Raw genomic sequence first — 16778 nt, 5'->3', positions numbered from 1 at the left:
TTTAAAAGTTAATGGAATTGATAAAGTACCAACATTTTATGTTAATGATCCAGAATCACATTTTATAGATGTTTACTTTCCGGAAACTCAAAATGCCTCGTTGAAGTGGAAATTTAAGACATTGCCCAATTGGATTCAAGTAAGCTCTTCTTCAGGTCATTTTTTTCCTGATGATTCTGTGCTGTTGGAAGAAAGAATATCGCTTTCCGTTGATTGGAGCAAATGGGAAAAAGCAGGAAAACCTGCTTCGGATTATTTGGTAATTCAGGGAGACGGTTTTGAGAAAAAGATTTTAGTAAATGTTTCCGATAGTTATACTAATGTTCCAAAAAATGCAATAGTAGAAAAGAATGGTTTAGCAGTACTTTATGCAGAAAGTTTTGTAAATAACAAGCCTTTTGAAAATCTAAAATGGGAAGCATTGAAAGGATTCGGTCATTCTAAAACAGCAATGCAGGCTACGCCTTTAAATAGTTTACCGGTTACTGATTATGAAAAGACTGCTGTATTAGAATATGAAATTTTTGCTGAAACTATTACCAATAATGCCGAATTAAATTTGGTAGCTATACCTACTCATCCTCTGGATGTAGATGGGAAAGTTAGAATAGCCGTGCAGTGGAACGATGAACCGGTTAAAATTTTAGATTTCAAAACCGAAGGAAGAAGTAAAACATGGAAAGAAAATGTGTTAACCAACAAAGCGATAAACAAAATAAAAGTTGCTATCAAGACAGCAGGAAAACAAAGATTGAAAATTTTCAGAATCGATTCGGGAGTTGTATTGGATTATATTGTTTTACAAACAAAAAAAGAAACTATGCCTTATCATTTAGGAGCGGAAACCAGAATTAAGAATTAACGATACGATATAGTAAGGTTTGAAAAATAAGCAAGTTTTGACTTTATTTAAGAGTCATAATTAATTTCTAACTAAAAATAAAATTTCATTAATAAGTAAAAAATAGAAAGTCTTCCAAATAGGAGACTTTTGTTTTTGTGGTATTTATGTTGAAACTTAGTAGAATAAAAATAAGTCATGTTTTGGATTTGTTGAAGTTCAGGGGGGATCGTAAAAAACTAAATTAGTATATAATCAAAGGACAGCCTAGACTGTCCTTTTTAATATCATGTTTTATTTCTCAAGATTTATAGTTTTTCCTGAAATTTCAAATCTACCATTTTGAATATCAGTAGAATTATCAGGAAGTTTTCCACCCACAGCCACTGTAAACCATCCGGGTTCTATGACACGTTGCTTTTTGGAATTTATCATCGAAAGCTGCCTCAGCTTTATAGTAAAACGGACGGTTCTAGTTTCTCCTTTTTTCAAGTGGATACGCTCAAAACCTTCCAATTGCCAAATTGGACGCGGAGTTGAAGCTTTTTCGTCTTTCAAATACAATTCAACAACTTCATCTCCATCACGTTCTCCTGTGTTGGTTACATCAACAGATACTTCAAAATCTTTTTCCGGATTTACATTCTTTGGAAGTTGTAAATTACTATATTTAAATTTGGTATAACTCAATCCAAAACCAAAAGGATAGAGTGGTGTTTTTTCAAAATACCTGTAGGTTCTGCCTTTCATGTCATAGTTTTCAAAATCGGGAAGTTGTTCAACCGATTTATAATAGGTTACAGGAAGTCGTCCTGCCGGATTGTAGTCGCCAAAAAGCACATCGGCAATGGCATTTCCGCCTTGTTGTCCCGGATAGCCTGCTGTTAAAATTGCAGGAACATTGTCATTAGCCCAGTTAATAGACAATGCACTTCCGTTGATTAAAACTAAGACAACAGGTTTTCCTGTAGCAACCATTGCTTTCATCAATTCCACTTGATTGGAAGGCAAATCCAAGCTGGTGCGGTCACCTCCGGCAAAACCATCGGCTTCAACTTTCATTTCTTCTCCTTCTAAGCGTTCATTTAAGCCTAAAACCAATACGATGGCATCTGATTTTTTAGCAACTTCAGTAGCTTTTTGAAGTAAGTCTTCCTTAGGTTCCGCCCACATTAATTTAGCAATGGCATCGCCGTAGAAATTTTGATACTTTATTTCTACTTTGTATTTTTTACCTGCTTCTAATTCAATTTTTTGTGGACGAAAACGTGGATGATGATTGTTTTTTCCACCTGAAGGCTTTCCATTTTCAATTTCCACAGTCATAAATGGTTTCGACCATTCCGAAATTTGATAACTTCCGGTTTTGGGAGCAATTAAATAACCAGTCCATTTAACGCTGTAATTCCCCATTTTGAGGCGTGAATCGGGAGTGTTGATATCCCAGTCGAAATCAATATTATCGTCGGTTCTGGTAAATAAAGGTTTACCGTTCCATTCTAAATTGTCATAATATTCACCTGTCAGCCCTTGTGTACCATCTTCTTTTTGAAAGCAGATAGAAGGAATATGTTCCATGGCTGGAACTCCCTTAGCCAAATCAGTTCCCTGAGCGTAAATTACTTTTGTCAAAGGCTCCAGTTTGTTTTGAATGCCTTTCAATACGGTAATAGGATTACTTGGAATTCCACTGTAATTTCCCCATAAGGATTGTGTATCGTTGGCATTTGGTCCAATAACAGCTATGGTTTTGATGTTTTTGGAAAGCGGTAGTATTTGATTTTGGTTTTTTAATAAGACAATGCTTTTTTGAGAAGCAATTCTTGCCAAGTAATCGTGTGCAGGGCTATTGTTTTCTGAAAAGGGAATGTTTGCATAAGGAACAATTTCTTCAGGATCAAACATACCTAATTTAAAACGGGCGGTGAATAGTCTTTTTACTGCGATATCAATGTCTTTTTCGCTAATTAAATAGTGGTTTATGGCTTCTTTTAAATCTTTGAAACTGCTTCCGCATTCTAAATCCAAACCATTTTTTACGGCCAAAGCCGAAGCGGAGGCAGCATCGTTGGTAATTTTATGCCATTTCCAAATATCGGTAACGGCACCACAGTCAGAAACAATGTAGCCATCGAAGCCCCATTTATTTCTAAGAATGTCGAACAAAAATGGGCTGGCGCTGGCCGATTCGCCTCTAAAACGATTGTAAGCTCCCATTATTGAATAAACATGACCTTCTTTGACTAATGTTCGAAAAGCAGGAAGGTAGGTCTCATAAAGATCTACATCACTGGTTTGGGCGTTAAAATGATGTCGGGATGGTTCCGGTCCTGAGTGTACAGCATAATGTTTGGCGGTAGCAATTACTTTCAGGTATTTTTTATCATTTCCCTGAAGTCCATTAACATAATTTAGTCCTAGCTGACCCGTTAGGTAAGGATCTTCACCATAGGTTTCATGACCTCTCCCCCAACGTGGATCACGAAAAATATTGATATTTGGTGACCAGAAAGTTAAACCCTGATACATACCGTGTTGACCGCGTCTTAAATATTCATGGTGTTTAGCTCTTGCTTCATCAGAGATGGCGCTGGCAACTTCAAATATTAACTGGCGATCCCAGGAAGATGCTATTGAAATAGATTGCGGAAAAACAGTAGCATATCCGGATCGGGCAACTCCGTGTAAGGATTCGTTCCACCAATTGTATTCGGGGATATCCAGACGTTTAATTGCAGGAGCATGATCCATGAGCTGTGTAATTTTTTCGTCGATACTCATTCTTGAAACAAGATCATTGACTCTTTGTTCGGTTGGTAAATTAGTGTTTTTGAACGGAAGTTTTTCCTGTGCAAAAGTATTTAGGGTGGCCAGTTGCAGCATAAATGCTAATGAGTGTATTTTTCTCATTTTTTGAAATTTGGTTTTTATAAATTATTAATTTTTTATTGGTCTATTATTTTTATGATTTAGGTATTTTTTTTGATAAAAATAAAACTTAGCTATGAATGATTTTAATATTAGTTTGTAAAAGTAGGAATTGATTCAAGAATCAGTATGGGACAAAATACAAAATTTAGGGGGGATTTAGTTAATGAATTACTGATGTTTATTTGTAAGTTGCTGGATTTTAATATGTTTTATCAGGTTGGCTTTTTTGATATAAAAAATGGTATTGACAGTAACTCTGGTGTAGATTGGACAAACTCCCAAACTATTGACTTTCTTAATGTAAAAGAGGATTGTTCATTTGTGGTAACCTTAAAGTTAGTATTAAATTTATTTGATTTGATTTAATAACTACGCACAAGATATATACTTTTTGAATATGTTGTTGAACACCTTGTAGTAGTGGTGTTTTTCGTTGAGAGGAGTCACTTAGAATTTTAATTTTTAGTGACACCTCGAAAGACACCTAAACTTTGTGATTTAATGAATAATTTGATATAGCCCTAAAATGAAAAACCCACTAAATCGTTGAATTTAGTGGGTTTTGTAACCATTTGCTTTTCATTTGGCGGAGAAAGAGGGATTTGTTTGCTCTTTCTTATGCTAATGTTTTCAAGGGTTTCGCTGTATTATGTTTTGATAGGTCATTAAATAGGTCACTAATGAATACCAATAAAGAACATCAAATTGTATGAGGCAAAAATAATCATTATTCCTTTATAATCCAATAGTTAAGACCATTATTTGAACTACTAAATGAACAAGTTTTTATACTTTGTAAACTTATTTTGAGGTTAAAATTGACCTCAACTTTTACCCAACAATTAAAGGAAGTACAAGTTCTATTTTTAGCCCTGTGTAGGTGCAAAACTCTTCAATAGTTATAAATTGATGTTCTTGTTTATTTAAATGCTTCTTGATGCTTAATAATAGTAATCTTGCTGTTCTATAACTCTTTCCGGTAATTCTTTGTACGTCTTTTGGGTATATGCAAACTCTTTTTTGTTCTAATCTCATACACTATCCATGCCTTTGGTATGCATTTGCTGTACAGTATTCATTATTGATTTGCAAGTGATATTAAAGCATTTTCAAAGGTATTTATTCTAATTTATTTAATCAAGGGTAAAATAGTCTAAAAAGGTCGTTTTAGTTACTTGTAGGCGTTTATGGTACCAGCTGCTTTGAATATAATAGATTTTGTGAAAGCTTTGTGTAATAATTCTGTTTTGAAGATGCATCTGGGATTGAATTGTGAGGTTTGAAGGAATGTACCAAACATTCTGAATGTAGAATATAAATTTTGAAGTTATGGCTAGACAGAAAGGCATAATTAAATTAAAAGGTACTATCGGAGATATTACTTTTTACAAAACGCAAGATGGTCACTTGGCCAGAGAAAAAGGCGGCATAGACGCTAGTAGAATTGCCAGTGATCCTGCGTTTCAAAGAACTCGTGAGAATGGCTCTGAGTTTGGTAGAGCTGGAAAGGCAGGAAAAATGCTTAGAACGGCTTTAAGACCGTTGCTTTTAAATTCTGCAGATAGCAGAATGGTTAGCAGACTTACTCAAAGAATGGTGAAAGTTATCCAAGCGGATACGACTAGCGAAAGAGGTTTGCGTAATGTAATTGATGGTGAAGCTGAATTGCTATTTGGTTTTGAATTCAATATTCGTGGTAAGCTTGGAACTAGTTTGTTTGCTCCGTTTGTAGCAACGATTGACCGTGTAGCGGGTGAAATTAAAGTTGATTTAGCATCATTTATTCCTGCAAATATGATTGCTGCTCCAAGTGGTACTACGCATTTTAAAATCATCTCTGGTGGTGCTGAAGTAGATTTTGAAGCAGAAACTTTTGTGGTTGCTACTTCTGAAACTGCAATCTTACCTTGGGATGGAACTGCTACGGCAGCTATCAATCAAACCAATGTGGTTACTGCTAACTCAACAAAACCATTGTTTTTGGCTTTAGGTCTTGAGTTTTATCAGGAGATAAATGGACAAATGTACCCATTGAAAAATGGTGCTTTTAACCCATTATCGATTGCGAAAGTTGATAGCGGTGTGTAATGGTTATTTGGTTAACTAGAACTTATTTCCCTGAAGGAACTAATGGGAAACTCGAATGGGAAGGCAAATTTATTTGTTATACGATTGAATTGCCTTGGAAGAATAATGAAAGGAGAGTTTCTTGTACTCCAGAAGGGAAATATTTTATTAGAAAGCGTTACAGTCAGAAGTTCAAATGGCATTTAGAAGTGGTTGATGTTGAAAATAGAAGTTTGATTCTATTTCATCCTGCTAATAACGCTTTGAAAGAATTAAATGGTTGTATCGCTCCCGTTACCAAACTTTCTGGTCCTGGACTTGGTTTGATGTCTCGAATAGCTTTTGAAAAGCTTAAAAAGATTGTTTATCAAGCATTGGACAATAAAGAAAGTGTTGAAATACTAATCCAATCTTAATTTTAAATTATGAAAAAAATCATTAATAGAGCAAAAGCTCCTACGCCTAAGTTTTTTAAAGTGCTTCGAACTGTTGGGTTGGCATTGGCTGCCGTTGGTGGAACTATTTTAGCTGCTCCAATAGCACTTCCAGTAATCGTTACGACTATTGGTGGCTATGTTGCATTAGCTGGAGGTGTTTTGACAGCTGCAAGTCAGTTGACCACAACTAATGACAGCGAATAATCATACCTTAATTGGTACAGCTGGAGGTACATTTTTAAGTATTGTTCCGAATATTCAATCTGAAGATATTGCAAAAACAGTTATCTTAGCCACTATTGGAGCGGTTGTCAGTTTTACGATTTCGTTACTGCTTAAAAGCCTAAATAAGAAGCACAAAAAATAAGTTTAGCCCTAGTTGTGGTGACCATTGGGTTAAACAAAATGAAAGCTCAAACCGAAAGGGATGAGCTTTTTTTATTTACTTATATATCTAAATAAGATTACTCTGCGCATATCATTAATGAGATTTAGGTTTTCATTAAAACGTTTTTCGCTTTGTTCTAAAAACTTCAAAGTTTGCACGTTTTTAACCTGTTCCTTGTGGTCTTTTATCTCCTGGTTAACTTTAGTTGAAAACTCTTTTCTAATATCATTTAAACGCAAAAACGGAATAACCGAACCAGAAAGAAATTGATGCCAAAATTTAGTTTTCCAAAGCGCATAAGCCGTTAAATTGATGGTATCAAAATCAGAATCATTTTCAAAAATGATAACAAAACTGTTTGTAAATGGCTCTTTTTGTGGTTTTCCACTGTTTATCCCTTTGTTAAGTAGGAATAAATGTGGTTTTGAGTAAATAGTTCCTTTTTTGTGGGTTTTAATGATAAATTTCAGCATAACAGCGGCTTTTAAAAATTAGATTAATTTTCAATTTTTCGCAATGTTTCTTATGAAATACAGATGTGCCTCGCTACGCTCTGCCCATTAAATTTTTCAAAAGAAAAAAAGAAAAAAAAGAAAGCCATCCGTTTAAGTGGAAGGTTTCAAAAAAACAAGTTTTTCAGAAAAAATACTACCCGATGCATGATAGAAATCTGGAGTGTCTAATCGAAAACTAAATGTGTTTTGAAACGGTATGGGTGGAGATTTTTTCTGAAACCCGAAGGGCTTGAACTTGCTTTTTTGAATACCTGGAACTTATCTTTGCTCTCTTTTTTTATTTTTTATTTTGATTTCAAATTCAAAACGTTCTTGTTTAATTGGATTTTAGCACAAGGTAATGAGTGTTGATTTGGAAGATGGTCGTCTTTGGAAAGGGTATCAAATTCTTTGGATGGATGAATAAACCAAATCAGAAAATAAAAGCTATTCATCCGGCCAAAGAATTTGATACTCTTTTTTGGATTTGATTTTTGAGGATGCCTGAAAGTCAGTTGACAGTCGCAGTGTTTAGTTAGCAATAAATAATCTTATGGAAATGAGAGGCATCTTCAAAAAACAATGCATTATACTACCGAGTGCGATGTGGCAGTAGCGCAAATAAGTGTATCATTTTTTATTTGCTTACTGAGATGTTTCTGATTGCTTTAGTGGAAAAGCTGATGCCATAGGCTTGAAAGAAAGATATTGTGTTGAATTTGTCAAAGAAATTATTAGTAACGTTATGGCATCAGCTTTTTCGCTGGAGCAATTATTGCTTATTTTCTGGCAAATAAAAAATGATACTCTTATTGGGGTTTTGGTTTTGTGGGTAATAAAATGGCTTTTATCCAAGGCAAACTAACTGAAATTAAAAGCCATTTTATTACTTACAAAAGCAATGAAAACACTACCGATTTAAGCACAAAGATTATAAAAACAGTTAACGTGTACGTTCTTAAAAGTAATTATAACCGTAAAGTTTCCGATGAAATGGTGAACGTTGTTAAAGACAGTGGCGAAGGACAGTGTTTTTTGTAGCTGGGTGATGCGATGGGAGCTGCAAAAAATGTTGTCCTGGAGCCACTGGCACGAGCGTTGGGTGAGCGGCTTTTTTACATAATGTTATTATAGTGCATCCGTGAATTTCTTTAGTAGCAGGATAGTTCTTTATGCACTATAATGCCACATTATGTAAAGAAGCTTTGGGAAAAGTTTTTGTTGCCTTGCACCATTTATCTATCGGAGTGATAAACTTCTGGCATACAAAAACTTTTGGAGCGTTGGGAAGGAGTGGCAATTAGAAAATGATTTAATCAATTTAATACATTCATTTTATTTTATTCTTGTATTAAGGCTATTAACTCTTTTAACAGATATTCAACCGAAAGTTTATCATCAAATTCTCTTCTCCAACTATTTACAAATACACTTTCCTTAGCTATTGAAATTGCAATTGATTTTTCTATTAGCATTTTAAAAAAAGAAACATCATCTGGTTTTATTGATTTGCAGGTTTTAAAAAGATCTAAATCTATGTCTAAAATAAAATTATTAGTCCAGCTTTCTTGAGGTATACATAAATTAAAAAGTTTAAAATTAGCAGTTAATTCTTTTGAATTTATCACTTCATTGTTATTATCATAATTTCTTGGATTATTTATCACTGATTGATTTAAATAATTCTCATTACCATTAATACAATATACTCTATCAGGTCTGTTTCTATATGAATCGTAACTATAAACTAAGGCTTTGTTTATAAATCCTAATTTTATTGCCGCATCAATGTGCTCATCATGTTTTAATTCGTTAATTGAAAAGAAATTATTTTCAATTAATTTAGTTAATAATTTATTTTGAGCTTCATCCCAGGCATCTTGAGACTCAAACTTTGCTTGTAAACTTATTCTATTTAATTCACCTTGAAAAGCTCTATGTAAATCTGTGTGATGATCAAAAGTTAATAAGTAAGGTTTTCGCTCTTTGAACTCAGACCAAAATTTAAGGACATGATGATGATGTTCACATATAAAAACTCTTTTACCATTTATTTCTAATTCACCCTCATCCATTTATTTAAAATTAAAACTTAGTTCAAAGAATCTTTAATGCTTTTAAAGTTTGCCAATGTACTTTCTATATTTTCAATAATATCATCAATAAGAGTTTCTGGATCGGGAAGATTTTCAAGGTCAATTAAACTATCATCTTTAAGCCAAAATATATCTAAATTGGTTTTGTCTCTCTCAATAATTTGATCATATGAATATTTTCTCCAACGACCTTTTTGACTTTCAGTTGACCATGTTTCAGTTCGTTTCTTTTCTGAACCAATATTATAACATTTGATAAACTCTTCTAAATGTTTAAAAGCAATTTGATTGTTTTTCGGAGTATGGTGAACATTAGTTCTATAATCATAAAACCAAACTTCAGATGTTGCTTTCTTTTTTATATTTTTCTTTTTTTCAAAAAATAAAACATTTGATTTTACTCCTTGTGCATAAAATATACCTGTTGGCAATCTTAATATTGTATGTAAATCAACTTCATCAAGCATTTTTTTACGAATAATTTCACCTGCTCCTCCTTCAAAAAGTACGCTATCAGGTAATACTACCGCTGCTCTTCCGTTTTCTTCTAGCATTGATACAATGTGTTGAAGAAAAGCTAATTGTTTATTGCCTGTTGTTACCCAAAAATCTTCACGCAAAAAATATCCGTCTTTCTCTGCTTGATTCTTATCTGTTGTTGGAATATCACTACTACTTCTACCAAAAGGTGGATTTGCAAGTACAATTTTTACTCTTGGAATTTCTTTACCAACTTTTTGTGGATTTAAACTATCAGAAACTTGTATGTCTGGTGTTTTTTTTAAGTCGCCAATTCCATGTAAATATAGATTCATTAAACATAACCTTGCTGTTGCCTTTTCTATTTCCCAACCATGAAATGTTTCAAATTTTAGAAAATTTTCTTTTGTTTCTGTTAACTTATTATTTTCACGTATATAGTTTAATGCACCTAAGAAAAAGCCTCCAGTTCCGCATGATGGATCTGCAATTGTTTCCATTGGTAAAGGTTTTATGCACTCTACCATTGCTTGAATTACGGGTCTTGGTGTAAAATACTGACCAGCACCACTATTTTCTGCATTTTTTTGAAGCAATGATTCATAGATTTCTCCTTTAATATCTGCATTTGTAGAAGACCAATTTTCTTCGTCAATTAAAAGGAGTAATTTTTTTAGCTTTATGGAGTCATGAATTTTATTTTGTGCACCTGCAAATATTTTTTCAAGCATCCCACCAGATTCAGCCAATGTTTTTAATATTTCTTCATACTGTTCAAGCAATTCTCCTCTAGAATTAGCTACTAATTTTTTCCAGTCACAAATTTCAGGTAGATTATACTTTGTTGTATTTTCATCTGCCATTTTAAGGAAAAGTAAATATGTTAATTGTTCAAGATAATCATTGTATCCTAAACCATCATCACGTAATGTATCACAGAATGACCAAATCTTAGCTATTAAATTATTTGTTGACATATTTTTATATTTCTGAAATTATTTTCTCTTTTTCTAAATCAAAATGAATATAGGAAAAAGGAAGGTTAATGAATTTTTTAATGTGAATTATGTATTCTTTTAATTCTATAGATGGCTCTACATGGGAAACTAAAACAATGCTTTCTGCTTCATTTACATTAGGGTATAGACAATACTCAAGTAACTGTCCTAAACTTTCTCTTATTGATGAACGTAAATTATTATATGTTTTAATTTCATAAAAAACGAAACCAGTATTCGTTCTTCTAGTTATATCAATTCGCGAAGCTCCATAAGCTGTACATTCTCTTTTAACAGCACTTCTACCATATTCGTCTTGTAAAAATTTTAGAAATTTTTTTTGTAGAAGGTTATGTTTGAATTCTAATTCAATATCTTTTCTGATTCCCTTTCTTTTACCTTTTGATTCAAGTTCAGCTTCCTCACTACCTGAATTATCAAATGAAAAATTAGTATTTATCTTTTCGATAATTTTTCCAGTTACTTCATTTTTAAAATCCATTAATAAATATCTATTTGATGGAATTTCATTAGGATTTTCTACTAAAATTAAATCATTAGGAATTTCATTTATTTGTAAGGCTTTAAATTTTACATTAAATAATTGCTCAGCTCCTTCCTTAATCCATGTATCTAACTGTTTTGAATCTAAGTTAAGATTATATAAATCTGATTTCATTTCATCATACCACCCTCTCTTTTTGTAATGAGCAAGTACATTTTCAGATTCTTCTGAGCTCACAACCTCAACATCTTTTAAAGTTGTTACCCAATAGCTTTGATTTGAATCAGAATCTTTTGTGTATAATAAAAGGTCAAAAAGCTTAGCTTCATACTTAGGTCTGAATTTATGGATAGGCTCTAAAAATCCGTATTTATAACCTTCAATTATTTTGTCTCCATCAAAAAGCCACTCCTCATGGCCAAATCCATTCTCCTTTTCAAAACTTGGATAATTTGATTTACCAGAAAGACCGGATGGCTTTATCCAACCATTAGTATTCCATGTTATTCTGCATATTTTAGATTCTTTAGACAAAATTTTCTTCAAATGATTATGATGAAGTAAATGCTTTTGTATGTATGACTTACTTTCATCAATAAGCTTATTCCAATTATATTCATCTAAATTATCAAATGAAATTTTTGGCCAATCCCACTTTGCAATCTCCCTGTATTCTTGTAATAACTTAATTTTATAATCGGGTAGTTTCTTAGTGGTTTCAAAATAACCATCAAGTTTGTAACCAATGAAATTATTAGAACCGTTAACCTCTACATTAAAAAAAATGTCTTTATCCTCACCACTGTAAATTCTTGGCCAGAAATAAGGTTTAATTTTAGCTACATGACCATTTAACCAATTACCATCTTGACGAAGCTTGAATCCATCTATTAAAATTTGTTCTGCCCAAAATTTAGTTTTTGCTATAATTGGGTATAGTTTCTGTCCATAAAATTTTTGATCAGGGTTAATAGTTCTATAATCAGTATTAACTATGGAACTATAAAATTGTAATTCATCTTTTGTATAAAAATTATATCCTTTTTCATAGTATTTAAATACATAACCTAATTCTTCAAAATGCTTTCTAACTGCATCGCTTGATTGAAAATCAAGTTCTTCATTAGTAGCTAATTGATAAGCTAATCTAATTAAGTATTTGAACTGATATTCCTTATCATTCACTATCACATAATATTGGCTCCATACAAATTTTTTAGGAATACCTTGTTCATCAATTATTGAAGCAGCTTCTAGAATGTGACTTTTATTTAATACTTCAATTTTCATTTAATAAATTATAATGTTCTAACTAATAGCTTTAGCCAATCATACCCTAATAGCTCCGAATAAACCATAATGCAAGCTTTTGCAGAACTTGTATATGGTCTAGTTTCTGAATCAACCATCTTTATTAATTCTCTATAACACTTATCCATCATACTTTTCTTGTTTTCTCTAGTTAGGGAATTATCAATGGCTTCTTTTGCATCTTCAATATGCGAAACACATTCATCCCAAACAATTTTTCTATCACGGTTCAATTGATCTAAATCTAAATGATAATAAAAAATTGATTGATTGACCCTGTTTATTTCTTCAGGATCATTTGTTGCTGGAATAGGTATGCCTTTTTCAAAGGTAAGTAAGCTAACATCTACTGGGTTCAAAGGGTCGAGTAATATTGACTCTTCACAATTAATATTTTCTCCATCATTAGCAATCCTACCATTGACTAAATCTAGTGGAAAACAATCACCTTTACCTTTCACTTCATCACAATCACCTAAGCGATCTCTTCTTAACTTATTTGGATATGTACCTGATAATCTATAATTAAACCATTCATACGCTAGCCACCAATATCCATCTTCTTTCAATACCCTAGATTTACTATCTGGATTTGTATAATCAATTTTTTCTCTTGATTTACTTTTAGGTCTGAAGTGGTCAATTTCAAAATCATTTGGTCCTATCGGTCCTTCAGTATACCAACATTTATTGTGAGAAAGACCTAACATGATTGGTTGAAGCTGATTCCATTCGGGATGATTTCGAATGAATACTTTTTTCTCACCTATAGTCATTCCATTCATAGCATTGTGCTGGGAAATTTTAATAGCTTCCCATCCAAACTCTTCAACAGCTTGCCTGAATTTATTTCTATCTATATATCTCATTTGCTATTTTCTTCTTTTATAATTGCATCAAGGACTTCTTTTGCAATTTTATCAAGTTCTTCAGCTTCCTCTTTGGTATATTTTCTATTTGTAAATTCTTTATGGTTACTGGTTAGTTTTAAATATTGATTGTATCTACTATCTGAGGTATCATCATTAAAACCAATGTTATCAAAATATTTTTTAAGTCTTCCAAATTGAGCTCTTTCATCATCATTAATTAATCCTTGCGATATTTTTGCTTGCAAAAACCTTTTTTGATTCAATAAATCTTCTAATTTTTTACTCATTAATGATGGTATGCCAAATAGCTCACTAGTTAAAATTTTTGATATACTCATTTCACGTGGACTAATATGAGGATTAAATGCTTCTGTTTTTCCTTCTTTATTTTTTTTAAAAATTTGAACTTGATTCTTTTTTAAATTTCCAATCACTAATGGGTCATGCGAGCAAAATATAATTTGAGTGTTCTCTTTTCGCTTAACAACACGGTCTAAATAATCTAAAAATTTCCATTTCCACATTGGATTTAAATGTGTGTCTGGCTCATCTAATAAAATAAGTGATTCTTCATCATTTGTAAATTTCAATAAACCTAAAACGGAAAGTAATTGCTTTTCTCCTTCGCTCAGCTCGGACATAGAAAGCTCTCCGTTAACACCTTCTTTTTGGACTTTAATTTTTACGTCATGAAGCATATCTGATATATGAATACTTTCAAGAGCATTAAATAATTCAATTTTATTTTTATACTTTAATTCAACTAAATCTAAAAATGTTTTTTTGTCCTTTAAATAAAGATAGAGTCTATCTTGTGTTTCTGCTTTCTTATAAGATACTTCAATACGTTCTTTATGCTGTATTGGTGCATATGAAAATTTCAATAGTTCTTCAAGAAAATTTTTAACAAGTCCTTTTGCACCCCATAGAAGTTCATTCTTGTTTTTTTTTGATTTAGCCCATATTGGTTGTTTAAGCATAAAGAGAGCCGAACCAAAATCGTTTATTTTTAATTCATCTTTTAAAAATTTCAATGTTTCATCACTCTGTTCATCCTGGAACATGAAAAATGCTATTAGCGCAAAGTTTGCGTGAATATTTTGTGCAAGAAATATTCTTCTTATTGTATCGAATTGATCAATTTTAGCATCTTTTTTTATTATTTCTTCATAATAAAGTTTTTGGTGTGGTATATATAAATCAGCCAATCTATCACTAATGCCAGAATAGTAGACGAAAATATGCTTAGGTAAATAATGATCTATATTTTTAGTAAATTCTGTAGTAACAGGTTTTCCATTTAGAATAAAATTATATTTTTCATTTTCAAAAGTTACTTCAATAAAATTATTTCTACACTCATACTTGATATAATAATCAAAAGGGTTTTTAACCTTTTTGTTATAATTATAGAATAAATCTAAATCTCTAAATATAATTACGATTGCTTCAAGAAAGTTGGATTTACCTGTGGCATTGAGACCAAGTAAAACTGTTTCCCATGCATTTTCATCGATATCAATAGTGAAATCCTCAAGATTCTTGAAACGTGATTTTATATGTACTTTGTCGATTCTCATTTTACTAGTGATAATAATGATTTATTATCCTTTTTAACTTCTACAATTTTACATTGGATTTTTTTTAACTCTTTATAAAAGTCTTCAATGTTGTTTTTATGCTTACTTTGTTGCCAAACATCACTTGAAAGCATAGGTTTTTCAGAAGTTTCAAGAACCTCTTCAATAGTTAGTCCCTTGTTCATCTTCACTGGTTTTTTTTTAATTATTTTTTCTTTCTTTTTTTGGCTCTCCAAATATTTTTTCTTTTCAATAGTGTTTCGCTTTATTAATTCTATTGCTTCCTCATCATTTAAATCTTGTTCAACTAATCTCCCTTCAAATGCATTTTTAAGTATCGAACTTCTTATTATATCTGATTTGATTATACTCTTAGAGATAGTTTCTTCAAGATTTTCAATTATTGAAAATTGGGAATCTAATTCATCAGTAATTAAATTGATTTCATAATTAGAAGAAGGAATTGGTATAAGAATATTTTCAATTATTCCTAAGTTTAAATTAGGTTGAGCACCACCAACTGCTTGTTCTCTTAGTTCTACATAATTTTTAACAAAATAAAACTTTAAATATTTTCGTAGTTTTTCCTCGCTTTCTTTTTGGACAATTGCTGCAATCGCCTGATTAATTGTAGAATCGAAAGCAAGCTCAGAGCATTTTCCACGTGTTTTTCCTTCCCCATATAATGCAACTAATAAAGTGTTTTGAGGATAAAGCCTTAAATTAGTTTCTTTAAGTGCCTTTTCAGAAATATAAGTAGACGGTTTATTAATCATCCAATTATTTAAAGCTCCACTTGTAACCCACGGAATACTTCCATTCTTATAATAATCTGTTCTACTTTTCAATGGAGTTGTTCCAGTACCAACTTTAGATATATTTGCTATTTTAGTTAACCTCCAATTATTTGGAATATTTGAGAAAGAAATATAATCACTTTTATTAATACTTAGTTGTTTATCTAGTTTAGGTTTTATTGGTTTCTTTTCTCCATTTTTCAAGTTTTCTATTATTGTCTTCCATTTTTCTAATTCATTATCATAACGTTTCTGACGCTCATTTTCAATTTGCTTCAATAAATTCTCTGATGATTCTGATTTATTTTCCCCTCTCCAAGACTCTGTTAATTTACCTTCAAATGCATTTTTCAATAAAGTTTGCCTATATATTTTAAGTTGATTATTCATTTTTTTAAGGCTTAATACAGCTTGGTCTAACGCACTGAAAAGTTCATCAATTCTATATGCAATTTTAATTTGCTCATTTAATGGGGGTACAGGAATTTTTATCGTTGACAAGTTTCCCCTCGATATTCTTTTTCGAGTTGTACCTGTTTGCAATTCTTCGATTTGCTTTCTTATCACTGGTGAATTAATAAAATGTGTAAGGTAACTACTGTCAACACCATTTTGTTCAGTTCTAATTATTGCAACATCAACTACTGTAACATACTTTTCTTCTTCTGAATACGGAAAAACACAAGCTCTTCCTAATGGATCTGGCATCCTAGCTACAAGAATATCTCCTTTTTTTAAAAATGTACAATTAAGCTCTAAAGCTCTCTCTTTAGTCATATATCTGTCTGAACGATTTCTAAAAAAACCATCCCCTATATCTGCTAGTTGAATTAATCTAACTTCTCCATTTGGATTTTGGTCTTTGGTTTCAATCCAATCACCATCTTTGAATATACCATTTTTACCATCAATCAATTCCTCAATTGTAGCAACTGACCATCCTGTAGGTAGATTATATTTCTCTTGTTTTTCTTTCATTTT

14 protein-coding genes and 1 pseudogene are annotated in these 16778 nt (G+C 31.8%); 6 read left to right on the top strand and 9 right to left on the bottom strand.

The annotated features are described in order from the left end of the window. Positions 1-862 (top strand): annotated as a pseudogene (locus tag H599_RS20885) (hypothetical protein); the annotation flags it as partial. 273 nt (positions 863-1135) lie between these two features. Here H599_RS20885 and H599_RS0107435 read toward each other — a convergent pair. Then, entirely contained in the window at positions 1136-3751 is a 2616-nt protein-coding gene (locus tag H599_RS0107435) for a beta-glucosidase (RefSeq protein WP_026713554.1), read from the bottom strand. Positions 3752-3898: 147 nt separating this feature from the next. On the opposite strand from H599_RS0107435, the gene H599_RS0107430 reads away from it, so the two are divergent. Beyond that, positions 3899-4138, top strand: coding sequence for a hypothetical protein (locus H599_RS0107430; protein ID WP_026713553.1), 240 nt, complete (start codon positions 3899-3901; stop codon positions 4136-4138). A 465-nt stretch (positions 4139-4603) separates the two neighbouring features. Here the strand turns inward: H599_RS0107430 and H599_RS20545 are convergent, their stop codons facing one another. Next, positions 4604-4807 carry a hypothetical protein gene (locus tag H599_RS20545; RefSeq protein WP_081810528.1) on the bottom strand — a complete coding sequence of 68 codons (204 nt, stop codon included), beginning with the start codon at positions 4805-4807 and terminating at the stop codon, positions 4604-4606. 294 nt (positions 4808-5101) lie between these two features. On the opposite strand from H599_RS20545, the gene H599_RS0107425 reads away from it, so the two are divergent. From H599_RS0107425 to H599_RS21000, 4 genes are read left to right on the top strand one after another with little or no spacing between them, the layout of a single operon-like run. Continuing rightward, on the top strand, positions 5102-5860 hold the full coding sequence (locus tag H599_RS0107425; protein ID WP_026713552.1) for a hypothetical protein: 759 nt from the start codon (positions 5102-5104) through the stop codon (positions 5858-5860). After that, a complete protein-coding gene (locus H599_RS0107420) occupies positions 5860-6255 on the top strand; it encodes a DUF5675 family protein (RefSeq protein WP_026713551.1) in 396 nt (131 codons plus the stop codon). The genes H599_RS0107425 and H599_RS0107420 overlap by 1 nt, the downstream gene beginning before the upstream one ends. A gap of 9 nt (positions 6256-6264) precedes the next feature. Further along, the gene (locus H599_RS0107415; RefSeq protein ID WP_026713550.1) at positions 6265-6480 is read left to right on the top strand and encodes a hypothetical protein; all 216 of its coding nucleotides are present in this window, start codon (positions 6265-6267) and stop codon (positions 6478-6480) included. Then, positions 6467-6643 (top strand): hypothetical protein, encoded by a 177-nt coding sequence (locus H599_RS21000; RefSeq protein ID WP_169736895.1) that lies wholly within the window; start codon positions 6467-6469, stop codon positions 6641-6643. Before H599_RS0107415 ends, H599_RS21000 begins: the two co-directional genes overlap by 14 nt. A gap of 71 nt (positions 6644-6714) precedes the next feature. Here the strand turns inward: H599_RS21000 and H599_RS0107405 are convergent, their stop codons facing one another. The 7 genes from H599_RS0107405 to H599_RS20270 all read right to left on the bottom strand — a co-directional run bounded on the left by H599_RS0107405 (position 6715) and on the right by H599_RS20270 (position 16775). After that, on the bottom strand, positions 6715-7137 hold the full coding sequence (locus tag H599_RS0107405) for a DUF6943 family protein (RefSeq protein ID WP_026713549.1): 423 nt from the start codon (positions 7135-7137) through the stop codon (positions 6715-6717). 1361 nt (positions 7138-8498) lie between these two features. Continuing rightward, positions 8499-9233: a peptide arginase family protein gene (locus H599_RS0107390; protein WP_026713547.1), complete on the bottom strand. Its 735-nt coding sequence runs from the start codon at positions 9231-9233 to the stop codon at positions 8499-8501. 17 nt (positions 9234-9250) lie between these two features. Further along, on the bottom strand, positions 9251-10711 hold the full coding sequence (locus tag H599_RS0107385) for a type I restriction-modification system subunit M (RefSeq protein ID WP_026713546.1): 1461 nt from the start codon (positions 10709-10711) through the stop codon (positions 9251-9253). 4 nt (positions 10712-10715) lie between these two features. Further along, positions 10716-12527 carry a hypothetical protein gene (locus H599_RS0107380; RefSeq protein WP_026713545.1) on the bottom strand — a complete coding sequence of 604 codons (1812 nt, stop codon included), beginning with the start codon at positions 12525-12527 and terminating at the stop codon, positions 10716-10718. Positions 12528-12535: 8 nt separating this feature from the next. Beyond that, a complete protein-coding gene (locus tag H599_RS0107375) occupies positions 12536-13417 on the bottom strand; it encodes a hypothetical protein (RefSeq protein WP_026713544.1) in 882 nt (293 codons plus the stop codon). Beyond that, positions 13414-15000, bottom strand: coding sequence for an AAA family ATPase (locus H599_RS0107370; RefSeq protein ID WP_026713543.1), 1587 nt, complete (start codon positions 14998-15000; stop codon positions 13414-13416). Before H599_RS0107370 ends, H599_RS0107375 begins: the two co-directional genes overlap by 4 nt. Continuing rightward, a complete protein-coding gene (locus tag H599_RS20270; protein ID WP_051590675.1) occupies positions 14997-16775 on the bottom strand; it encodes a restriction endonuclease subunit S in 1779 nt (592 codons plus the stop codon). Before H599_RS20270 ends, H599_RS0107370 begins: the two co-directional genes overlap by 4 nt. Between the last annotated feature and the right edge of the window lie 3 nt (positions 16776-16778).

This window comes from Flavobacterium daejeonense DSM 17708 (assembly GCF_000425425.1).
Lineage (GTDB): Bacteria > Bacteroidota > Bacteroidia > Flavobacteriales > Flavobacteriaceae > Flavobacterium > Flavobacterium daejeonense.
The sequence above is the reverse complement of the archived record's forward strand: the minus strand, read 5'-3'. Positions and strand labels throughout refer to the sequence as shown.